At 73.2% G+C, this 21896-nt stretch carries 20 protein-coding genes; 15 read left to right on the plus strand and 5 right to left on the minus strand.

All coding sequences use genetic code 11. The features are described from left to right. Positions 1-40: 40 nt before the first annotated feature. Complete coding sequence (locus M0M48_RS00585; protein WP_257753984.1) at positions 41-1717, minus strand: substrate-binding domain-containing protein; 1677 nt, start codon at positions 1715-1717, stop codon at positions 41-43. Between the two features lie 137 nt (positions 1718-1854). On the opposite strand from M0M48_RS00585, the gene M0M48_RS00590 reads away from it, so the two are divergent. Beyond that, the gene (locus tag M0M48_RS00590; protein ID WP_257753985.1) at positions 1855-2439 is read left to right on the plus strand and encodes a DUF4245 domain-containing protein; all 585 of its coding nucleotides are present in this window, start codon (positions 1855-1857) and stop codon (positions 2437-2439) included. Here M0M48_RS00590 and M0M48_RS00595 read toward each other — a convergent pair. Together M0M48_RS00595 and xseA are read right to left on the minus strand one after the other, a co-directional pair. After that, positions 2436-2681 (minus strand): exodeoxyribonuclease VII small subunit, encoded by a 246-nt coding sequence (locus tag M0M48_RS00595; protein ID WP_257753986.1) that lies wholly within the window; start codon positions 2679-2681, stop codon positions 2436-2438. The two genes, M0M48_RS00590 and M0M48_RS00595, sit on opposite strands and share 4 nt — an antisense overlap. Next, positions 2674-3909, minus strand: coding sequence for an exodeoxyribonuclease VII large subunit (gene xseA / locus M0M48_RS00600; protein WP_257753987.1), 1236 nt, complete (start codon positions 3907-3909; stop codon positions 2674-2676). The genes M0M48_RS00595 and xseA overlap by 8 nt, the downstream gene beginning before the upstream one ends. Before the next feature lie 22 nt (positions 3910-3931). On the opposite strand from xseA, the gene M0M48_RS00605 reads away from it, so the two are divergent. From M0M48_RS00605 to M0M48_RS00645, 9 genes are read left to right on the plus strand one after another with little or no spacing between them, the layout of a single operon-like run. Continuing rightward, entirely contained in the window at positions 3932-4888 is a 957-nt protein-coding gene (locus tag M0M48_RS00605; RefSeq protein ID WP_257753988.1) for a PfkB family carbohydrate kinase, read from the plus strand. 11 nt (positions 4889-4899) lie between these two features. Next, positions 4900-5322 (plus strand): excalibur calcium-binding domain-containing protein, encoded by a 423-nt coding sequence (locus tag M0M48_RS00610; RefSeq protein ID WP_257753989.1) that lies wholly within the window; start codon positions 4900-4902, stop codon positions 5320-5322. A 33-nt stretch (positions 5323-5355) separates the two neighbouring features. Beyond that, entirely contained in the window at positions 5356-6210 is an 855-nt protein-coding gene (gene truA, locus M0M48_RS00615; RefSeq protein ID WP_257753990.1) for a tRNA pseudouridine(38-40) synthase TruA, read from the plus strand. After that, positions 6207-6806: a class I SAM-dependent methyltransferase gene (locus M0M48_RS00620; RefSeq protein WP_257753991.1), complete on the plus strand. Its 600-nt coding sequence runs from the start codon at positions 6207-6209 to the stop codon at positions 6804-6806. The genes truA and M0M48_RS00620 overlap by 4 nt, the downstream gene beginning before the upstream one ends. Before the next feature lie 24 nt (positions 6807-6830). Beyond that, on the plus strand, positions 6831-7505 hold the full coding sequence (locus tag M0M48_RS00625) for an SIMPL domain-containing protein (RefSeq protein WP_215813135.1): 675 nt from the start codon (positions 6831-6833) through the stop codon (positions 7503-7505). After that, positions 7502-7732 carry a hypothetical protein gene (locus tag M0M48_RS00630; RefSeq protein WP_215813134.1) on the plus strand — a complete coding sequence of 77 codons (231 nt, stop codon included), beginning with the start codon at positions 7502-7504 and terminating at the stop codon, positions 7730-7732. Before M0M48_RS00625 ends, M0M48_RS00630 begins: the two co-directional genes overlap by 4 nt. Positions 7733-7784: 52 nt before the next feature. Beyond that, entirely contained in the window at positions 7785-9485 is a 1701-nt protein-coding gene (locus tag M0M48_RS00635; RefSeq protein ID WP_257753992.1) for an ABC-F family ATP-binding cassette domain-containing protein, read from the plus strand. Continuing rightward, the gene (locus M0M48_RS00640; protein ID WP_257753993.1) at positions 9482-10516 is read left to right on the plus strand and encodes a GNAT family N-acetyltransferase; all 1035 of its coding nucleotides are present in this window, start codon (positions 9482-9484) and stop codon (positions 10514-10516) included. Before M0M48_RS00635 ends, M0M48_RS00640 begins: the two co-directional genes overlap by 4 nt. Positions 10517-10556: 40 nt before the next feature. Then, complete coding sequence (locus M0M48_RS00645) at positions 10557-10739, plus strand: DUF5302 domain-containing protein (protein ID WP_215813131.1); 183 nt, start codon at positions 10557-10559, stop codon at positions 10737-10739. A gap of 83 nt (positions 10740-10822) precedes the next feature. On the opposite strand, the gene M0M48_RS00650 is transcribed toward M0M48_RS00645, so the two are convergent. Beyond that, positions 10823-12028: a S1C family serine protease gene (locus M0M48_RS00650; protein WP_257753994.1), complete on the minus strand. Its 1206-nt coding sequence runs from the start codon at positions 12026-12028 to the stop codon at positions 10823-10825. Between the two features lie 130 nt (positions 12029-12158). Here M0M48_RS00650 and M0M48_RS00655 point away from each other — a divergent pair, with 130 nt between their 5' ends. From M0M48_RS00655 to M0M48_RS00665, 3 genes are read left to right on the plus strand one after another with little or no spacing between them, the layout of a single operon-like run. After that, positions 12159-12986 (plus strand): ABC transporter permease, encoded by an 828-nt coding sequence (locus tag M0M48_RS00655; RefSeq protein WP_257753995.1) that lies wholly within the window; start codon positions 12159-12161, stop codon positions 12984-12986. A 1-nt stretch (position 12987) separates the two neighbouring features. Beyond that, a complete protein-coding gene (locus tag M0M48_RS00660) occupies positions 12988-14040 on the plus strand; it encodes a taurine ABC transporter substrate-binding protein (RefSeq protein WP_257753996.1) in 1053 nt (350 codons plus the stop codon). 10 nt (positions 14041-14050) lie between these two features. Then, on the plus strand, positions 14051-14815 hold the full coding sequence (locus M0M48_RS00665; RefSeq protein ID WP_215813128.1) for an ABC transporter ATP-binding protein: 765 nt from the start codon (positions 14051-14053) through the stop codon (positions 14813-14815). Between the two features lie 108 nt (positions 14816-14923). On the opposite strand, the gene M0M48_RS00670 is transcribed toward M0M48_RS00665, so the two are convergent. Then, positions 14924-16558 (minus strand): long-chain-fatty-acid--CoA ligase, encoded by a 1635-nt coding sequence (locus M0M48_RS00670; RefSeq protein WP_257753997.1) that lies wholly within the window; start codon positions 16556-16558, stop codon positions 14924-14926. Positions 16559-16650: 92 nt separating this feature from the next. Between M0M48_RS00670 and M0M48_RS00675 the strand changes: the two genes are divergently transcribed. Together M0M48_RS00675 and M0M48_RS00680 are read left to right on the plus strand one after the other, a co-directional pair. Beyond that, positions 16651-20511, plus strand: a complete 3861-nt coding sequence (locus tag M0M48_RS00675; protein WP_257753998.1) for a Pls/PosA family non-ribosomal peptide synthetase — start codon at positions 16651-16653, stop codon at positions 20509-20511. Between the two features lie 6 nt (positions 20512-20517). Beyond that, positions 20518-21819: a M1 family metallopeptidase gene (locus tag M0M48_RS00680; protein WP_257753999.1), complete on the plus strand. Its 1302-nt coding sequence runs from the start codon at positions 20518-20520 to the stop codon at positions 21817-21819. Positions 21820-21896 lie beyond the last annotated feature (77 nt).

Here is a 21896-nt window from a genome sequence, read left to right on the forward strand (position 1 = left end):
AGGGCCAGGAGCGACCACGTCAGCCGTCGCGTGCGCTTGCTCAGCGGGCCGTCCGCTTCTTGGGCGAGGTGGCGGGGGTGCTGGTGCCGGGGTTGGTGTACTTCACGTAGTAGGTGAAGCGCTTGCCCTTGACCCGGACCTTCGTGCTCCAGGTCTTCGCGCCCTTGCGGAGCGCGACGGTGGTCAGGGCGCGGAACTTCTTCGCGCCGGCCACCTTCACGTAGACGACGACCTTGGCCTTCGCGCTGCCGGCGGCGGGCGTGAGCTTGCCGTGGAAGCGGGTCTTGGCGCCGGCCTTGGCCGCCTTCGCGGTGACCGTGCCCTTGGCGAGCGGGGCAGCCGTGACGTTGACCGTGCCGAGGGAGGTCTCGGTCGGGGCGAGCAGGTCGCCGAAGATCGGGTCGAGGGTGGTGTTCTCGATCTTGGTGATCTGGTCGGTGACGACGGCGTATCTCATCGACGCGGTCGGCTTGTAGGTCAGGGTGAAGGCGCCGGTGGCATCGGTGGTCGCGGTGGCGACGGTCGTGGCGGCGCTGCCGCCGGTCGGCGTACCGACGAGCTTGACGGGGACGAAGTCCAGCTTCGGCGTGCCCGGTACGACATTGCGCAGGGTGCCGGTCACCTTGAGCGTCTGGCCGGAGACGAGCGAGGCCGGGACGGTCGAGGTGGTGACGGCCGGGGCCGCGGAGGGCAGGAAGGGCGCGTCGCCGGTGTCGTTCAGGTAGCCGCCGACGGCGGTCTGGCCGGCCGGGGACGTCACCCAGTTGAGGAAGGCCGTGGCCGCCGCGGTGTTGATGGAGACGCCGGGGTTGGCGGTGAACTTCGCCGGGTTGATGGCGTAGGCGTGGAACGAGTTGACCAGGAGGTCGGGGCCGCCGATCGCGTTGGGGGCGTTGTCCCGGGTCAGGATCGTCAGGTTCGTGGCCTGCGCGGTCGACTGGAGGTAGTTGAACGTGCCGCGGTCGGTGAAGACGTAGCAGCTGTTCGCCGGGCGCGGCGAGAAGTTGCAGGTGCTCGCCGCGAGGATGTTCGGGGCCTGGGTCAGGTCCGTGCGCTTGTACCAAGCGGGCAGGTCGGCGACCGTGCCGCACGCGCCGTTGCCGGTGGTGGGCGCCATGCCGCCGCCGTCGGAGGCGCTGATCGTGCAGAGCGGTACGCCGGTCGTCTCGGCCCAGATCGCGTGCTCCTGCACGGTGGTGCCGGGGGTGCCACCGCGCGAGACGAAGGTCGCCGTACCGGCGGCTCCGGCGGTGGCGATGTCCTGGAAGGTGCGGACGATGTCGTTGCCGTGGCCCGCGCTCGAGATGCCGGCGGGGTCGGCGGCCGGGCCGCCGAGGATGTAGTCGCCCCAGAAGATCGCGCGACCGTACGACTCGAGCGAGTAGCCCTCGTCGACGAACTGGTTCTCCAGCGCCGCCGCGTGGACGATCATCGCGCTCGCCGCGCCGGACTTGGCGTAGGCGATCGCGGCGCCCGTGCCGCGGCTGACGTAGTTGAGCGTGTACTGCGGGTACGCCGCCTCGAACTGCGGCTTGAGGATCGTCTGGACCAGGAACGAGTCGTAGACGTCGCTCGTCCCGACGACCGTCAGGGTCGCGTTGTCGTCGGCGTGGGCCGCCGGGGCGATGGCGGTCGCGGTCAGGGGGAGGGCCAGCACGGCGCTCGCCGCGGCCAGCCGGCGCAGCAGGGTGGTGCGCTTCTTCGTTGGTGTGGACACCATCCGGACCCTAGGGCATTTACCTAGGAAGTACGTAGCAAATGTTGCCAAGAGTGCAACAACCGTTGGGTAGGTTCGTCGTCGTGCGCCCTCCCGGGTGTGTGCTTCGTGGGGCCGGCTGGGACACTGGGGGCGAGATGAGCACGCAGCAGACCGAGTCCACCGGCCGTCCGGGCCGCTACCAGCGCTCCTTCAGCGGTCTCATCTCCTCGCTGCTGGTGACGGTCCTGGTCATCGGCGGCCTCCTCTACTTCATGGGCGCCTTCCGCAGCTCCACGGAGATCAAGCCGGAGGCGGTCGACTACCTCGAGACCGTGCAGTCGGCCCAGCAGGCCGGGCTGACGCCGGTCTACCCGAGCGCACTGCCCGCGGGCTGGATCTCGACCGGCGTCGACGTGACGCCGTCCGAGGAGGACCCGGTCTTCATGGTCCGGATGCTCACTGACAAGGAGCGCTTCGTCGCCGTCCGGCAGGAGCGTGCGACGTCGTCGGCGCTGCTGACCAAGTGGGTCGACGAGGAGACCCAGGCGGGTGCGGGCTACACCGTCCCCGCGTCGGTCGCGGCGCCGGTCGCGCGGGAGTGGAAGGGCTACACCGACAAGGGCGGTGACGCGGCGTACGTCGCGAAGGTCGGCGAGAACACCGTGCTGGTGTTCGGCTCGGCGTCGAAGCAGGAGCTGCAGTCGATCGTCGACGCGCTCGTGACGACGAAGATCCGCTAGTCCTCGTCGTCGTCGTCCGCCTCCGCGGACTCGTCGTCGAGCACCGCGTCGAGCCGTGCCCGGACCCCGTCGATCCAGCCCTGGCAGACGGTGGCCAGCGCCTCGCCGCGCTCCCACAGGGCCAGTGACTCCTCGAGCGTCGTACCGCCGGCCTCGAGCTGCCGCACGACCTCGACCAGCTCGGCGCGGGCGTCCTCGTAGGACAGCTCCTCGGTGGTCGCGGTCCCGGGCTCGTCAGTCATGGTTCTCCTCGATCGACTCGGTCGTGGTGGCGGTGACGTGGATGCGGCCGTCGGCGACGCGCACCGAGAGCGGGGCGTCGGCGGCGACGTCATGGACAGAGGTGACGACGCGGCCGGCGTCGTCCTGGAGGACGGCGTACCCGCGGCGCAGGGTGGCCAGCGGGGACAGCGCGCGGACCCGGGCACGGCGGTGGTCGAGGTCGTCGGCGGCGCGGTCGAGCTGCCACTCGAGCTGGCGGCGGATCCGGGTGCGCCAGTCGTCGAGCTCGTCGAGGCGGGCGTCGAGGAGGGTGCCGGGGTGGGCGAGTGCGGGGCGGGAGCGGATCGCGTCGAGCTGGGCCTGCTCGCGGTCGACGCGGGTGCGTGCGGCGCGGCGCAGGGCCTCGCGGGCGCGGTCGAGCATCGCGCGCTCCTGGGCGATGTCGGGGACGATCAGCTTGGCCGCGTCGGTCGGGGTCGAGGCGCGGACGTCGGCGACGAGGTCGAGCAGCGGGCTGTCGGGCTCGTGGCCGATCGCGGAGACGACGGGGGTGCGGGCGGCGGACACGACCCGGATCAGGCCCTCGTCGGAGAAGGGCAGCAGGTCCTCGACCGAACCGCCGCCGCGGGACACGACGATCACGTCGACGGCGGGGTCGGCGTCGAGGCGTCGTACCGCCTCGATGACCTCGGCGGCCGAGCGCGCGCCCTGCATCGAGGCGTAGGCGGTGGTGAAGGCGACGGCGGGCCAGCGGCGGGTGGCGTTCTCGACGACATCGCGCTCGGCGGCCGAGCCGGGCGCGGTGACCAGGCCGACCCGGGTCGGCACGGTCGGCAGCCGGCGCTTGCGCTCGGGCGCGAAGAGTCCCTCGGCAGCGAGGAGCTGACGGCGGCGCTCGAGGCGGGCGAGCAGCTCGCCGAGGCCGACCATCCGGATCTCGCGGGCCTGGAGCGAGAGCGTCCCCCGGTTGGCGTAGTACGACGGCCGCGCGTGGATGACGACGCTCGCCCCCTCGGTCACCGGGGTCGGCAGGCTGTCGAACATCACCCGCGAGCAGGTGACCGGCACCGAGATGTCCGCGACCGAGTCGCGCAGCGTCAGGAACACCGTGGCCAGGCCGGGACGCCGGCTCACCTGGGTCACCTGGCCCTCGACCCACACCGCCCCGAGCCGGTCGACCCACCCGGAGATCGCGTTCGCGATCGCCCGGACCGGCGCCGGCTTCTCGAGGGACGTCTCCAGGGCCACGTCGCGACACTAGTGTGTCGGGATGACAGCGCTGGTGATCGGGGAGTCCGTGCTGGACGTCGTCCACGCGCCGGGCCTGGCCCCCGTCGAACGCCCGGGCGGCTCGGCCGTCAACGTCGCCGTCGCGCTCGCCCGGCTGGGGCGCGCGGTCCGGCTCGCGACGTCGTACGGCGACGATGCGGCGGGTCGTCTCGTCGCCGAGCACCTGCGGGCGGCGGGGGTCGGCCTGGCGGGGACGCCGACCGTGCTGGGGGCGACCTCGCGCGCGGAGGCGGTGATCGGTGGGGACGGCGCGGCGACGTACACCTTCGCGATGGGGTGGGAGCTGCCGGCGGACGTCGAGGAGCCTGCGGAGGCGGCCCGCGTCGTCCACGTGACCTCCCAGGCGCCGCTGCTCGCGCCGGGCTCAGCGGACACGCTCGCCCTGGTCGAGCGGCTGCGCGCGGCCGGTGCGACCGTCTCGTACGACATCAACCTGCGCCCCGCGGTCACCGGCACCGGACCGGACGTCGCCGCCGGGGTGCTCCGGATGGCCGCGCTCGCCGACATCGTCAAGGCCTCGGACGAGGACCTGCTCGCGCTGTGGCCCGAGCGGTTCGTGGGGGAGAGCGCCACCGCGCTGCTCGCGATCGCCGGCGGCCCGGTCGCCGTGGTCGTCACCCACGGCGGGGACGGCGCGTCGTGGCACGCCTGCTCCGGTACGGACTGGTCGACCGGCGGGGTGCACGCGCCGCCGGTCGAGGTCGTCGACACCATCGGCGCGGGGGACACCTTCGCGGCCGGGCTGCTCGACCACCTGTGGCCGGTGCTCGGACCGGGCGGCCGGGAGCGGATCTGCGGCCTGGGGCCCGAGGCGTGGACCGCGGCGCTGGCGTACGCCGCCCGGGCGGCCGCGGTGACGGTCGGGCGGGTGGGGGCGGATCCGCCGACGCGGGACGAATTGTCTGAAACTGCCCCGGCCGAGGGAGAAGCGGTCTAGCGTCAGCCCGCATGAGGACGAGGGTGCGTACGTGGCGGGTGGCCGGGCTGCTGCCGGTCCTGGCGGTGACGATGGCGCTCGGCGCGTGCGGCGGCCAGGAGTCCGCCGATCCGGCGGCGCGGGCGACGGCGACGGTCACCACGACCGCGACGGCGACGGTGACCGCCACGGTCACGGCCACGCCCACGCCCTCGGTGCGCGGGTTCGCCGACACCGGCGCGACCGCGACACCCCAGCCGAAGCCGGCCCCGAAGCCCAAGCCCGCGCCCAAGCCGAAGCCCAAGCCCAAGCCGAAGCCGAAGCCGGCCCCCGTCACCGTCTCCTACGAGAACTGCGACGACGTCCGCGCCCACGGCGCGGCCCCGATCCGCATCGGCGACCCCGGCTACGGCTCCCACCTCGACCGTGACGGAGACGGCGTCGGCTGCGAGTGAGGCCCGGGCGCCCAGACCCCCTAGGCTTCTCGGGTGCGCCTGCGGATCGATCTCGCCTACGACGGCGCCGACTTCCGGGGCTGGGCGGCGCAGCCGGGTCTGCGGACCGTCCAGGCCGAGCTGACCAGTGCGCTGACCACGGTGCTGCGGCTGCCGGAGGGGTCGCTGCGGGTCACCTGTGCCGGCCGGACCGACTCCGGGGTGCACGCGCGCGGCCAGGTCGCGCACGTCGACGTACCGGAGGACGCCGAGCAGGGCTCGGAGACGGCGGCGCGCCAGCTCGGGCAGCTCGACGTGCTGGCCCGGCGGGTCAACGGGGTGCTGGCGAAGGACGCGCGGGTGCGGCGGATCAGCGTGGCGCCGGAGGCGTTCGACGCGCGGTTCGCGGCGCTGTGGCGGCGCTATGCCTACCGGATCGTGGACGACCCGGCCCGGGTGGACCCGCTCGTGCGCAACCACGTGCTCTTCTGGCCGCGGGCGCTCGACGTCGCGGCGATGGACGAGGCGGCGCGGTCGCTGGTCGGGCTGCACGACTTCGCGGCGTTCTGCAAGCACCGGGAGGGTGCGACGACGATCCGGACGCTCCTGGAGTTCGGCTGGACCCGGACGCCCGAGGGGATGCTGCTCGGGCACGTGCAGGCCGATGCGTTCTGCCACTCGATGGTGCGGGCGCTGGTCGGCTGCATGATCGCGGTGGGCGAGGGGCGCAAGGATCCCGCCTGGGCGGCGGAGATCCTGACCGGGCGGCGGCGCGACCAGAACGTCGTCGTCGTCCCGGCGCACGGGCTGACGCTCGAGGAGGTCGCCTACCCGGACGACGCCGAGCTGGCCGAGCGGGTCGCGCAGGCGTCGGCACGACGTACGTTGGCGGAAGGGGCCGAGGGATGAGCGACGAGCACTACTTCTCCGCCGACCCGTCGGTGGCCTTCCAGCGCGCGCCGGTCCACGCCGAGGTGTGGGGCGTCGAGCTCGACCTGGTCAGCGGCTCCGGGGTGTTCGCGCAGGGCCGCCTCGACATCGGTACGTCGATCCTGTTCCGCGAGACCGAGCCGCCCGCCGGCGGGCGGATCCTCGACCTCGGCTGCGGGTACGGCGTGATCGGGCTCGCCTGCGCCGTCGCGGCCCCCGAGGCCGTGGTCACCGCGGTCGACGTCAACCAGCGCGCCGTGCTCCTCGCCAACGAGAACGCCGCCACGCTCGGCGTCACCGACCGGTTCACCGCGGCCACGCCCGAGGGGATCGACCCCGCGGCGACGTACGACGAGATCTGGTCGAACCCGCCCATCCGGATCGGCAAGGCGGCGCTCCACGAGCTGCTGCTGACCTGGCTGCCGCGGCTCGCCCCGGGCGGCCGCGCGGTGATGGTGGTCGGCAAGAACCTCGGTGCGGACTCGCTGCAGCGCTGGCTGGGCGAGCAGGGCTTCCCGACCGAGCGGCTGGCGAGCGCCAAGGGGTTCCGGGTCCTCGAGTCCCGCCGCGGCTGAGGGAGGCGCCCCTACAGTGGGCGCATGCCGACCGAGTTCACCGTGCGCGGGGCGCACACCGCGTTCCAGCGCCCCGAGCGGGGCACCGTCCAGGTCACCCTCGGGTTCGAGGGGCCGAAGATGCAGCCCGTCTACGACCGCGTGCTGCGCGACCTCGACAGCGTGAAGAAGTCGATCCAGCCGATGCACGACCCCGACCAGGGGCCGGTCACCTGGTGGTCGACCAAGCACGTGCGCACCTGGGCCAACCGCCCGTGGAACCAGGACGGCAAGCAGCTCCCGCTCGTCCACCACGCCAGCGTCGGCGTCGAGGTGAAGTTCCGCGACTTCGGCGCGCTCAGCGCCTGGGTGAGCGGTCACGTCGCCGGCACCGAGGGCTTCAGCCTCGACGGGGTGGTCTGGGCGCTGACCGAGAGCAACCGTCACGACCTGGAGCGCGCGGTCCGCACCCGTGCGGTGCAGGAGGCCGTCCGCCGCGCCCAGGAGTACGCCGACGCGCTCGGCCTCGGCGCCGTCACCCCGGTCGCGGTGGCCGACGCGGGGATGCTGGGCGAGGGGATCACGCCGATCGGCGGGGGCGGCGGCGCGCCGTACATGCGGATGGCGGCGAAGGACAGCGCCGGTGGCGCCGAGCTCAACCTGTCGCCCGAGGACATCGAGGTCACCGCCGAGATCGACGCGCGCTTCGTCGCCGAGTGAGCCGGCTCTCCGAGGTCGCCCGGCTGCTCGACCGCAGCGGCGAGCTCACGCACGCGCGGGCCGCCGTCCTGCAGCAGGCGGCGGCGCCGGACCGGCCGGAGCGCTACAAGTGCACCCATCCCGAGCTGTCGGGCGCCGGCTGGTCGCACCCGTGGCCGGACGAGGAGATGTATCCGCACGCCTGCTGCCGCGAGCACGAGCACTGTCCGGCCGAGTGGGCGCGCTGAGCTCGCGAAACCCGGTCGCTTTCCGCCCGCCGACCCCGGACAATCGACCCTCGTGGGACATGTAGAGGTCGCCGGCGTCCGGTACGAGCTGCCCGACGGGCGGGTGCTCCTGGACGAGGTGTCGTTCCGGGTCGGCGAGGGAGCCAAGGTGGCGCTCGTCGGCGCCAACGGTGCGGGCAAGACGACGCTGTTCCGGATCATCACCGGTGACCTCCAGCCCCATGCGGGCGCGGTGACGCGCTCGGGTGGGCTGGGCGTGATGCGGCAGATGGTCGACCGGGGGCTCGGTGAGGAGCCGACCGTGGCGGACCTGCTGCTGGGGCTGGCGCCCGAGCGGGTGCAGCAGGCGGCGGCCGAGGTGGAGCGCTACGAGCTGGCGTTGATGGACACCGACGACGAGGCGACCCAGCTGGCCTATGCCCACGCGCTCGCCGAGTACGCCGACGCCGGTGGGTACGACGTCGAGGTGGTCTGGGACGTGTGCACGGTCAAGGCGCTCGCGGTGCCCTACGACCGGGCCAAGTACCGCGAGCTGCGCACGCTGAGCGGCGGTGAGCAGAAGCGGCTGGTGCTGGAGTACCTGCTGGCCGGGCCCGAGGAGGTGCTGCTGCTCGACGAGCCGGACAACTTCCTCGACGTGCCCGGCAAGATCTGGCTGGAGCAGCGGATCGCGGCCTCGGACAAGACGATCCTCTTCATCAGCCACGACCGTGAGCTGCTCGCCAACGCCGCGACACACGTGGTCACGGTCGAGCTCGGGGCGGGTGGCACGGGCAACAGCGCGTGGACGCACCCGGGCGGGTTCGCGTCGTACCACGAGGCGCGCAAGGACCGGTTCGCGCGCTTCGCCGAGCTGCGCCGGCGCTGGGACGAGGAGCACGCCAAGATCAAGGCGCTCGTGCTGCGGCTCAAGATCAAGGCGGAGTACAACGACGGCATGTCGTCGCAGTACCGCGCGGCGCAGACCCGGCTGCGCAAGTTCGAGGACGCCGGCCCGCCGACCGAGCAGCCGCGCGAGCAGCAGGTCACGATGCGGCTGTCCGGCGCGCGGACGGGCAAGCGGGCGGTGGTCTGCGAGGACCTCGAGCTGACCGGGCTGATGAAGGCCTTCGACATCGAGGTCTGGTACGGCGACCGGCTGGCCGTGCTGGGCTCCAACGGCTCCGGCAAGTCCCACTTCCTGCGCCTGCTCGCCGCGGGCGGCTCCGACCCGGACGTCGAGCACCGCCCGGTCGGCGACGTGCCGATCGCGCCGGTCGCCCACGCGGGCCGGGCCCGGCTGGGCGCGCGGGTGCGGCCGGGGTGGTTCGTGCAGACCCACGAGCACCCCGAGCTGGTCGGGCGGACGCTGCTGGAGATCCTGCACCGCGGCGACGGCACACCCCAGGGGCGCCAGGGGATGGGCAGGGAGCAGGCGAGCCGGGTGCTCGACCGCTACGAGCTGGCCGACAGCGCCGAGCAGCCGTTCGAGTCGCTCTCGGGCGGCCAGCAGGCGCGCTTCCAGATCCTGCTGCTCGAGCTCTCCGGCGCCACGCTGCTGCTGCTCGACGAGCCGACCGACAACCTCGACGTGCAGTCCGCCGAGGCGCTGGAGGAGGGCCTGGAGGCCTTCGACGGCACGGTCGTCGCGGTGACCCACGACCGGTGGTTCGCGCGCGGGTTCGACCGGTTCTGCGTGTTCGGCTCCGACGGCACCGTCTACGAGTCCGACGGCCCGGTCTGGGACGAGGGACGCGTGGAGCGCACCCGGTGAGCGGCTTCGAGGTCGTCGAGGTCGCCCACGGCGACGACGCGGGGATCCGGGCCTGGGCCGCGGTGACCGCCGCCTCGCTGCGCCACGACGTGGGCCCGCCCGCGACCCCGTGGACCGCCGAGGAGCTCGCGGTCGTGGTGGGCACCAGCGACGGGATGCGGCGCGACACCTTCCACCTCGGCCTCCTCGACGGCGAGCCGGTCGCGGCGGGCTGGCTGGCGATGCGCCTGCTCGACAACCTGGACGCCGCCGAGCTCGACGTCCACGTGCTGCCCGCCCACCGCCGCCACGGGTACGGCGGCCGGGTGCTCGACCGGCTCCACGAGCGCGCCGCGGAGGCCTGCCGGAGCCGCCTCGATGCGCGCTCCCAGTGGCCCTACGACGGGCCGGCCGACGGTGCCGGCACCCCGGGCATGGCGTTCGCGCTGGCGCGCGGCTACCACTTCGGCATCGGCGAGGTGCAGCGCGAGCTGGTGCTCCCGGTGAGCGAGGAGCGGCTCGTGGCGCTGGCGGAGGCCGCGGCGCCGCACCACGCGGCGTACCGGATCGAGGCGTGGCAGGGCCCCGTCCCCGACGAGCTGGTGGAGAGCTGGCTCGCGGTGTGGAGCACGCTGCCGACCGAGGCGCCGACGGGGGAGTCCGAGCGCGAGGACGACTCGGCCGATGTCGCGGCCTTCCGGGCGATGGAGGCGACCCAGGCCCGGCAGGGCCGCCGTTCGTGGCACGCGGTGGCGCTCGACGCCGCCGGCGAGGTCGTGGCCTACACCGAGGTCGTGGTCCCGGCGCACGATCCCGGGGTCGCCTTCCAGTGGGGCACGCTCGTGGCCCGCGGGCACCGCGGTCATCGCCTGGGCGTGGCGCTCAAGGTGGCCAACCTGCAGGCCCTCCAGCGCGACCTCGGCCCGGCTGTGTCCGGACGCCGCCTGGTGACCTGGAACGCCGAGGTCAACGGGCCGATGATCGACATCAACGAGGAGCTCGGCTTCGTCCCGTCGGCGCGTTCGGCAGAGCTCCAACGCCGCGCCGGTTAATCCCTTGGCCTGGGTGGGTCCTGGATGCGACGGTGGACCCATGGCTGCCAACAACGCGAACGATGACCTGAAGGCCAAGATGCGCGAGGCCCTGGACCGCAAGAACCGCAAGGAGAAGGGCGTCCACGAGGACAGCCCGACCAAGGAGAAGGCGCACGGGTCCGAGGTCGCCGGCGGCGGTCCGCGGATGCACCGCCGGAAGGCCGGCGGAGGCGGCTCCTAGGAGAGTCCCGCGAGCATGCCCCCCGACACGCCCTGCAGGTCAGCCGCGCTCCGCCGGCCCGTCTGTGGGGCGTGGCGGCTTCTCTAGCCGTCCGAGCCGAGCGCGAGGTCGGTGGTGGCTTCCTTGCCGTTGCGCTGGTAGGTGACCTTGACCGTGTCGCCGGGGCGGTAGGAGCGCACGGTCGCGATCAGGCCCTCGGTCGTGTCGATCTGGTGGTCGTCGATGGCGGTGATGATGTCGCCGTCCTTCAGCCCGGCCTTGCCGGCCGCGGAGCCGTTCTCGATGCTCTGGATCCGGGCGCCGGTGATCGTGCTGTCGCTCGACCCGGCGGTGCCGGCGGCGTCGCGGACCTGGATGCCGAGGCGGGCGTGGGTGGGCGTCTCGCCCGCCCGGAGCTGGTCGATGATCGGCAGCACCTCGTCGATCGGGATCGCGAAGCCGAGCCCGATCGAGCCGGACTCCGCGCCGCCCTGGGCCGAGCCGGTGGAGCGGATCGAGGCGTTGATGCCGACCAGCTGACCGTCCATGTTGACCAGCGGCCCGCCGCTGTTGCCGGGGTTGATCGCGGCGTCGGTCTGGATGGCCGGGTACGCCGTCGCGTTGCCGTTGGCGTCCCGGGCGACCTCGACCGGGCGGTCGAGCGCGCTCACGATGCCGCTGGTGACGGTCGCGGCGAGGCCGAACGGCGACCCGACGGCGACCACCTGCTCGCCCACGTCGAGGTTGCTCGACTTGCCGATGGTGATCGGCTTGAGCCCGTCGACGCCCTCGACCTTGACCAGCGCGGTGTCGGTGAGCGGGTCGGTACCGACCACGGTGGCGCGGGCCTTCTTGCCGTTGTTGAAGGACACGGTGACCTCGGCCTGGTCGGCCTGGATCTGGCCGCCCAGCGTGACCACGTGGTCGTTGGTGAGGATCAGGCCGTCGGCGTCGAGGATGACGCCCGAGCCGCTGCCGCCCGAGCCGCCGCCGCTCACGTTGAGCTCGACGACCGAGGGCAGCACCGCCGAGGCGACGGACTCGACGCTGCCGGACGCGGCCGGCTTGTTGCCGCTGTCGACGACCGGGAGCGGGGCAGTCGTGCTCGACGGGCTCCCACCACCGTTGGCGTTGTCGTAGAGCGCGGCGCCGGCGACCCCGGCCCCGCCTCCCACCAGCAGTGCGCCGCTCAGCACGGCGACCGCGAAGCCGGCCCGTCGTGGACGTCGGCCCGGGGAAGCCGGCGCTCCTTCGAAGGGGGAGGGCGGCGGGAACGGCGGGGGAGGCGGGACCTGGGTCATGTCATCCATCGTGCGCAGCCTCCCTGTGATCCCGCTGAGACCGAGGTGAGGACTTCCTCTGAGCCTGCGGTGACGGGCTGCGTCTCGTAGACCAACCCCAAAACCATAAAGTTGAGCGACTCGCTATAGATTACGTCGGGTGTCCACCCGCTCCTCCGCCTCCGCGCCGCGCCGCTGGGCCGGCCTCGCCGTCAGCCTGGTCGTGCTGCTGGTCGTCTGGTCGGTCGTCGCCGCGGCGGACCTGGTCCAGCCGCACTACCTGACCCCGAGCCCGCTGGAGGTGTGGGACGCGTTCGTGCGCGCCAACTCCCACCACCCCGTCGGGGGCGGGATCGAGCGCGTGGTGCGCGGCGAGGAGAACTACTTCCTCTGGGAGCACCTGCTCGTCAGCCTGCGCCGGATCGGTCTGGGCCTCGCGCTGGGCGTCCTGGTCGGCGTACCGCTGGGGCTGCTCATGGGCAGCGTGCGGTGGGTCGGTGACCTCGTCGGCCCGTACGTCGACTTCCTGCGCTCGCTGCCGCCGCTGGCCTACATCGGCTTCCTGGTGGCGTGGTTCGGCATCTACGACACCTCGAAGGTGTGGCTGCTCTTCCTCGCCGCCTTCCCGCCGATCACGCTCGCCACGGTCAACGGCGTGCGGGGCGTGCGCCTGGACCAGGTCAACGCCGTACGGAGCCTGGGTGCCTCGCGCCTGCAGGTGACCCGGCACGTGATCCTCCCGGCGACCCTGCCCGACATCCTGTCGGGCCTGCGGGTCGCCGTCGGCTTCGCCTGGACGACGGTCGTCGCGGCGGAGCTCGTCAACGGACTGCCGGGCATCGGAGGCCTGGCCTATCTCTCGGGAACGCAGAACAAGATCGCGCTGTCGGTCGCCTGCATCCTCGTCATCGGCCTCACCGCGATCGCCCTTGACGCCGTCATCCGCACCATCGAGAAGCTCGTCGTCCCGTGGCGAGGAAAGGCCTGAAATGAACCGCACCCGTTGGACCGCCGCTGCCGGTCTGGTCGCCGCCCTCGTGCTCCCGCTGTCGGCGTGCAGCCTGGGCGAGGACAAGGAGGCGTCGGCGAGCGACTGCCCCTGGAAGGCCGACACCTCGGTGACCGGCAAGATCCGGATCGGCTACCAGAAGATCCCCAACGGCGATGTCGTGGTCAAGGACCAGCGGATCCTCGAGTCCTGCCTGCCCAACGCCACCGTCGAGTGGAGCAACTTCGCCTCCGGCGGCGACGTGATCCAGGCGTTCGGCGGCGGCAGCCTCGACCTCGGCCTGGCCGGCTCCTCGCCCTCGACCAAGGCCCTCTCCGCGCCGCTGGACCTGCCGGTCAAGGTGGTCTGGATCCACGACGTCATCGGCGAGGCCGAGTCGCTGGTGGTCCGCGACCCCGCGATCACCGACATCAAGGGGCTGAAGGGCAAGACGATCGCGACGCCGTTCGGCTCGACCGCGCACTACTCGCTGCTCCAGGCGATCACGGACGCCGGCGAGGACCCGGCCGACTACAAGCTCGTCAACAGCGAGCCCGAGCAGGTCGCGCCGGCCTGGACCAAGGGCGACATCGACGCCGCCTGGATCTGGGACCCGACCCTGTCGGAGCTGAAGAAGGAGGGCGGCACGGTCATCCTGTCGAGCGCGGACACCGCGGCGGCCGGCAAGCCGACGTACGACCTGGGGCTGGCGAGCACGTCGTTCATCGAGGCCAACCCGAAGGTGCTGGAGGTCTGGGCCAAGGCCCAGGACTACGCCGTCGAGCAGATCCTCACCGACCCCGACAAGGCCGCCGAGAGCGTGGCGATCGAGGTCGGCGTGACGCCGGAGGAGGCCAAGGCGCAGTTCGCCGGGCTGACCTACCTGCGTGCCGCGGACCAGGCCGAGGCGGAGTGGCTGGGCAAGAAGCTCGGCGAGGACCTCCACGCCACCGCGGAGTTCCTGCTCACCCAGGACGGCATCGACGCCGTCGCCGGACCCGACGTGTACGCCGCCGGGGTCGACCCGTCCGGTGCGGCGGCCGCAGGCAAGTGAGCGGGCACCGATGAGCAAGGGCATCGCCGTCGCCGGCCTGGAGCACGCGTTCCCGGCCCGCGGCGGCGCCGTCGCGGCGCTCGGCCGGATCGACCTCGACATCGCGCCCGGTGAGCTCGTCACGCTCGCCGGGCCGTCGGGGTGCGGCAAGACCACGCTGCTGCGGATGATCGCCGGCTTCGCGTCGCCGTCGGCGGGGTCGATCGCGGTGGGCGGCGTGCCGGTGACGGGGCCGGGGGTCGAGCGCGGGGTGGTCTTCCAGCAGCCGAACCTCTACCCCTGGCTCGACGTACGGCGCAACGTGGCGCTCGGCCCCCGCCTGCGCGGCGTACGGCGGGCCGAGCGGCTGGCGATCGCCGACCGCTACCTCGACCTGGTCGGGCTGAGCGACGCCGCCGACCGGCGTCCGTACGAGCTCTCCGGCGGCATGCAGCAGCGCGCCCAGATCGCACGGGTGCTCGCCGGCGACCCGGAGGTGATCCTCATGGACGAGCCCTACGGCGCGCTCGACGCCCTCACCCGCGAGCGCCTGCAGGGCGAGCTGCTCGCGCTGTGGCGGGCCACCGGCAAGACCATCCTCTTCATCACCCACAGCGTCGACGAGGCGGTCTTCCTCGGCTCGCGGGTGCTCGTGATGAGCCCGCGCCCGGGGCGGATCGTCCTCGACGAGCTGGTCCCGTTCTCCGCCGACGCCGACCTCGCGCCGGACGAGATCCGCGGGCTGGCGAAGTTCGGCGAGACGGCCGCCCGGGTCCGGGCGGCCATCGCGCACTGACGCATGTAACTACGTGTTACGTCGCAAAAAGCGGCGCAACAACGCCCGGGAAGCAGCAACAGCACCCAGGTAGAGCGACGTAACACGTAGTTACATGGGGCTCGTCAGTCAGACCTGGCGCTCCTGCTCCTCCCAGTAGGGCTTGCGGAGCTCGCGCTTGAGGATCTTGCCCGTGGGGTTGCGGGGCAGTGCCGGGATGATGTCGACGGTCTTGGGCGCCTTGAAGTGGGCGAGGCGCTCGCGGGTCCACTCGATGAGCTCGAGCTCGCTGGTGTCCGAGCCCTCCTTGAGCGCGACCACGCCCTTGACCGACTCGCCCCACCGCTCGTCCGGTACGCCGATCACGGCGACCTCGAGGACCGCGGGGTGCTCGGAGAGGACCCGCTCGACCTCGGGGGAGTACACGTTCTCGCCGCCGGTGATGATCATGTCCTTGAGCCGGTCGGAGACGAACACGAAGCCGTCCTCGTCGACGTGGCCCATGTCGCCGGTGCGGAACCAGCCGTCGTCGGTGATCACCTCGGCGGTGGCCTCGGGCTTGTTGAGGAAGCCCTTCATCAGCTGTGGCGTCTTGAGCCAGATCTCGCCGTGCTCGCCGGTGGCGACGTCGGCGAGCGTGGCCGGGTCGACGATCCGGACCTCGCACTCGGGCAGCGGCTTGCCGGCCGAGACGAGGCGCTCGGGGTGACCGTCGGCCTCCGCGGTGCGGTGGTCCTCGGGCATCAGGTGGGTCGCGACGCCGGCCACCTCGGTCAGGCCGTAGACCTGGATGAAGTCGGTGTCGGGCCAGGCCTTCATCGCCGCGCGCAGCAGCGGCGGCGGCATCGGCGCGGCGCCGTAGGTGTAGGTCTTGAGCAGCCCGAACAGCTGGACCGCGTCGGGGCCCGCCTGGAGCACCTGGGCGAGGACCGCCGGCACCAGGAAGGTCCGGTTGGCGCCGGCCAGGATCGCGCCGGCCAGCGAGGCCGCGTCGGGCTCGCGGGTCATCACGCTGGGGATGCCGTCGTGGATCCCGAACAGCACGTACGACGAGCCGCCCACGTGGAAGAGCGGCATGGCCACCATCGACTTGTCGCCCGGCTCGAATCCCCAGCCGTCATGGGCGTTGATGGTGTGCTTGACCATGTTGCGGTGGGTGAGCATGACGCCCTTGGGCCGGCCGGTCGTGCCGGAGGAGTACATCACCAGGCACACGTCGTCCTCGAGGACGTCGGGGCCGTCGGCGCAGGCCGTGGAGGCGGTCAGGAACTGCTCGTACTCGTCGTCCTCGCCCCCGTCGGGGGTGACCTCGATGATCTTCTCGACGTTCGGCAGCCGGTCGCGGATCGCCTCGATCGTCGGCATCAGCTCGCGCCCGACGAAGAGCACCTTGGCGCCGGAGTCGTTGACGGCGTAGTCGATCTCGTCGCCGGCCGAGCGCCAGTTGATGATCGCGTTGGCGGCGCCGATCGAGCCCGCGGCGAGGCTGATCTCGACGCAGGCCGGGTGGTTCTTGTCGAGGAAGGACACGACGTCGCCGCGGGCGACACCGAGGTCGCGCAGGCCGCCGGCCGCGCGGTGGACGCGGTCGTGCCACTCGGCCCAGGTCCAGGTCCGGCCGAGGTAGGTCATCGCCTCGGCGTCGGGGGTGGCCTCGGCCCAGTAGTTGAGCCGGTCGTCGACGTACGTCGGCTCCGGCGGCACGGCAGGCGGCCACGCGCGGGTGGCAGGGGCGGGGTTCTCGGGCTCCGTCGTCGCACTCACCTCGCTGATTGTGGCTCACATCACAAAGCGGCACAACGGAGTGCCTGCGAACCGGTCATGTCCCGTTCACCTGGATCGACGAGGATCGAGAGGTGAACCCCCTGCTCCGCGGTGACGAGGCGCCCCCGCCGCGCACGCTGGTCGACGTCCTGCGGCGCACGGCCGCCGACCACCCGGACGCGATGGCGCTCGACAGCGGCAACGACACGGTCACCTACGCCGAGTTCGCCGAGGCCGCCGAGGCGGTCGCCACCGACCTGGCCGACCTCGGGATCGGCCCGGGCGACAAGGTCGGCGTCCGGCTGCCGTCGGGCACGACCGACCTCTACGTCGCGATCATGGGGATCCTGTTCGCCGGTGCCGCCTACGTGCCGGTCGACGCCGACGACCCCGAGGAGCGGGCCCGGCTGGTGTTCGGCGAGGCCCGGGTCGCCGCGCTCATCGGCACCGGCCTGGTCATCGAGGCGCGCCGCGAGGCGCCGGCCCGGTCCCGGCGCGACCCGGGGGTCGACGACGACGCCTGGGTGATCTTCACGTCCGGCTCTACGGGGACGCCCAAGGGGGTCGCGGTCACCCACCGCAATGCCGCGGCGTTCGTCGACGCCGAGGCCGGGATGTTCCTGCAGGACGCGCCGATCGGCCCGTCCGACCGGGTGATGGCGGGCCTCAGCGTCGCCTTCGACGCGAGCTGCGAGGAGATGTGGCTCGCCTGGCGCTACGGCGCCTGCCTGGTCCCCGCGCCGCGGGCGCTGGTGCGCAGCGGCGTCGACGTCGGCCCCTGGCTGACCGCCAACGACATCTCCGTCGTCTCCACCGTGCCGACCCTGGTCAGCCTGTGGCCCGACGACGCGCTCGAGCGGGTCCGGCTGCTCATCCTCGGCGGCGAGGCGCTGCCGCCCGAGGTGGCCGCCCGCCTGGCCCGCGAGGGCCGCGAGGTCTGGAACACCTATGGCCCGACCGAGGCGACCGTGGTCGCGTGCGGCGCGCTCGTCGACGGCGTCGGCCCGGTCCGGATCGGGCTGCCCCTGGCCGGCTGGGACCTCGTCGTGGTCGATCCCGCGACCGGTGAGCCGGTCGGCGAGGGCGAGCGCGGCGAGCTGATCATCGGCGGCGTCGGGCTGGCCCGCTACCTCGACCCGGCCAAGGACGCCGAGAAGTACGCGCCCATGCCGACACTCGGCTGGGAGCGCGCCTACCGCAGCGGCGACATCGTCATCAACGACCCCGCGGGGCTGCTGTTCGCCGGCCGCGCCGACGACCAGGTCAAGGTCGGCGGACGCCGGATCGAGCTCGGCGAGATCGACTCGGCCCTGCTCGCGCTGCCCGGGGTCTCGGCCGCCGCGGCGGCCGTGCGCCGCACGAGCACGGGCAACCAGCTGCTCGTCGGCTACCTCACCACCACCGCGGCGTACGACGCGGCGGCGGCGACCGCCCACCTGCGGGCCACGATGCCGGCGGCCCTCGTCCCGCGGCTCGCGGTCGTCGACGACATCCCGACGCGCACCTCCGGCAAGGTCGACCGCGACGCGCTGCCCTGGCCGCTGCCGACCGCGGATCCCGCCGACGCCGGCCTGCACGGCACCTCCGCGCGCATCGCGGAGGTCTGGCAGAAGGTCATCGGCGCGGCTCCCGACGGCCCGGGGTCCGACTTCTTCGACCTCGGCGGCGGCAGCCTCACCGCGGCCCAGGTGGTCACGCTCCTGCGCGCGGAGCACGCCGAGCTCACGGTCGCGGACCTCTACGAGAACCCCACCGTCGACGGGCTCGCGGCCTTCCTCGACTCGCTCGAGCCGAGCGCGCTCGCCGAGCAGAGCCGCAAGGTCAAGCCGATCCCGCCCAAGACCCAGGTCGGCCAGGTGCTCGCCGTACCGGTGCTGCGGGCGCTCGCCGCGCCGCGATGGCTCGCCGGGATCCTGACCGCCTCGCGCCTGGCCCACGACCTGCTCGACGTGGCCTGGGTGCCGGCCGCGCCGTGGTGGCTGATCGTGCTGCTGCTCGTCGTCTTCGTCAGCCCGCCGGGGCGGATGCTCGTCGCCGCCAAGCTCGCCCGGGCCGTGCTCGCCGGCGTGCAGCCGGGGTCCTACCCGCGCGGCGGCAAGGTGCACCTGCGGATCTGGGCGGCCGAGCGCCTCGCCGACGAGCTGGGCGCGACCCGCCTCGGCGGCGCGCCCTACATCACCTGGTACGCGCGGCTGCTCGGCGCCAAGGTCGCCCGCGGCGCCGACCTGCACTCGCTGCCGCCCATCACCGGTCACCTCACCGTCGGCAAGGGCGCCTCGATCGAGCCCGAGGTCGACCTCACCGGCTACTGGATCGACGGGGACACCCTGCACGTGGGCGGGATCCGGGTGGGCCGCCGGGCCCGCGTCGGCACCCGCTCGATGCTCTGCCCCGGCGCGGTCGTCGGGGACGACGCCGAGGTGGCGCCCGGCTCCGCGGTCTTCGGGCAGGTGCCCGCCGGGGAGTTCTGGTCCGGCGCGCCGGCCACCCGCGCCAGCTCCGCCGCCCGGGGTCCGTGGGCCGAGCGCCCGCCGGCCTCGCGCCGCTCGCTGCGCGTGTGGGCGGTCTCGTACGCCGCAACGGCCGCCCTGCTCGCGCTGCTGCCGCTGCTCGCGCTGCTCGCGGTCGTCGTACCGGTGCTGCTGCTGGCCGACATCGGCTCGACCGCGTCGGCCGGCGAGGCCGCCCGGGCGCTGCTGCCGTGGCTGGTGCCCGGCGTGGTCGCCGGCTGCGTCGTGCTGGCGCTCCTGGTGCTGCTCGTCGTGCGGCTCCTGGCGCGCGGGGTCAAGCCCGGCGCGCACCCGCTCCAGAGCCGCGCCGCGCTGTGCGTGTGGGGCACGATCCGGGTGCTCGACGAGGCCCGGACCTGGCTCTTCGCGCTCTACAGCTCCCAGCTCACGCCCCGCTGGCTGCGCCTGCTCGGCGCGCGCATCGGCAAGGACGTCGAGGCCTCGACGGTGCTGATGATCCCGTCGCTGACGACCGTGAGCGACCAGGCGTTCCTGGCTGACGACACCCTGATCGGCGGCTACGAGCTCGGCGGCGGCTGGCTGCGTGCCGAGCGGGTCAAGGTCGGCAAGCGCGCCTTCGTCGGCAACTCCGCGATGGCCGCGCCCGGCCGCAAGGTGCCCAAGCGCTCGCTGGTCGCGGTGCTCTCGGCCGCGCCCGCGCGCGGCACTGTCAAGGCGGGGGAGTCGTGGCTCGGCAGCCCGCCCGCGCCGCTGCGCCGGGCCGAGCAGGGCTCGGCCGACGAGCGGACCTACGCCCCGCCGACCCGGCTCAAGGTCGCCCGCGCCTGCTGGGAACTGGCCCGGCTCGTCCCGATCGCCCTCGCCGTGGCCCTGCACGCGCTGGTGGTGCTCGGCAGCCTGGCCGTGTGGGCCGACCACGGCGCGGTGGCCGGGGCGCTCGTCGTACCGCTGCTGCTGTGGGGAGCCGGCCTCCTGGCCGCCGTCGTCGCGATCGCCGCGAAGTGGCTCCTGGTCGGCCGGGTCCGGGCCGGCGCGCACCCCCTGTGGAGCTCGTTCGTGTGGCGCAACGAGCTGGCCGACACCTTCGTCGAGGTGCTCGCGACACCGTGGTTCGCCGGCCTCGCGACCGGCTCGCCGCTCATCACCCTGTGGTTCCGCGCGATGGGCGCGCGGGTCGGCCGTGGCGTGTGGTGCGAGTCGTACTGGCTGCCCGAGCCCGACCTCGTCGACCTCGGCGACGGCGCCACCGTCAACCAGGGCAGCGTCGTGCAGACCCACCTCTTCCACGACCGCCTGCTCGCCACCGACACCGTCCGGCTGCGCCGCGGCGCCACCCTCGGGCCCAACTCGGTCGTGCTGCCCGCGGCGTCGCTGGGCAAGCACGCTACGGTCGGTCCGGTGTCGTTGGTGATGAGGGGGGAGACGGTGCCGGACAAGACGAGGTGGATCGGGAACCCGATCGGGCCGTGGGCGGAGGACTGACCCGCCGTGCCCGGACTTCCCACCGCTGACCCGTACCTGCCCGACCACGGCGATCCGTCGTACTCGGTGCGGCACTACGACCTCGACCTGGTCTACGTGCCCGACGGCAACCGCCTGCGCGGCACCGCCGTCCTGTCGGTCGTCGTGCTCGCCGAGACCCACCGGCTCGTGCTCGACCTGGCCGGGCTCGCCGCGACCAAGCTGCGCATCGACGGTGCCCGGCTCAAGAAGTGGTCGGCCCGCTCGAACCGCCTGGTCCTCCAGCTCGACCGCGCCGTCGCGGCCGGCGCCGAGCTCACCCTGACCATCGCCTACGGCGGCTCGCCGCAGCCGGTCATCGACCGCTGCCACGGCGACGCCGGCTGGGAGGAGCTCGAGGACGGCGTCATCGTCGCGGCCCAGCCGCACGGCGCGCCCACCTGGTTCCCCTGCAACGACCGGCCCGACGACAAGGCGACCTACCGGATCGAGCTCTCCGCGCCCTCCGGCTACACCGTCGTGGCCAACGGGAACCTCGCGCAGAAGCGGCGCCGGGCCAGCGTCGACACGTGGACCTACGTGATGGACCGGCCCATGGCGTCGTACCTGGCGACGGTGCAGATCGGCCGCTACGACACCACCGAGCACGCGCCGTCCCTGGTTACCATCGCGCCGCCCGACGCCGACCTGGCCGGCTCGTTCGACCAGCAGCCCGCGATGATGGCGTTCTTCGAGCGGGTCTTCGGCGACTACCCCTTCGACGGCTATGCCGCGGTCGTCACCGACGACGAGCTCGAGATCCCGCTCGAGAGCCAGAGCCTGTCGACGTTCGGCCGCAACTTCTGCTCGACCGACTGGTCCCAGGTGCGCCTGATCGCCCACGAGATGGCGCACCAGTGGTTCGGCAACGCCGTCACCCTGCGCCACTGGCAGGACATCTGGCTGCACGAGGGCTTCGCCTGCTACGCCGAGTGGCTGTGGTCGGAGGAGTCCGGCGGCCCCCACACCTGCGACGGCTGGGCCTGCCACCACCACGAGCGCCTCGCCGACCTGCCCCAGGACCTGGTGCTCGCCGATCCCGGCCCGGAGCTCATGTTCGACGACCGCGTCTACAAGCGCGGGGCGCTGGCCCTGCACGCGCTGCGCCTCGCCGTCGGAGACGAGTCCTTCTTCGGGCTGCTCAAGGCCTGGGCGGCAGAGCGGCGCGGGGCGTCGGTGACCACGGCGGAGCTCCTGGAGTTCGCGGGGGAGCGGACCGGGGTGGACGTCTCCGGGCTGCTGGGGCCGTGGCTGTTCGAGACCGCGCTGCCGGCTTTTCCCCAGGGCTGAGGCTGCCGGTGGCGGCGGACCCGGCGGTTGCGTTGACTTACCGGGTCGGCGACGATCTCGGGAGACGCCGAAACCGG

Origin of the sequence: Pimelobacter simplex (assembly GCF_024662235.1) — a bacterium.
Taxonomy (GTDB): Bacteria; Actinomycetota; Actinomycetes; order Propionibacteriales; family Nocardioidaceae; genus Nocardioides.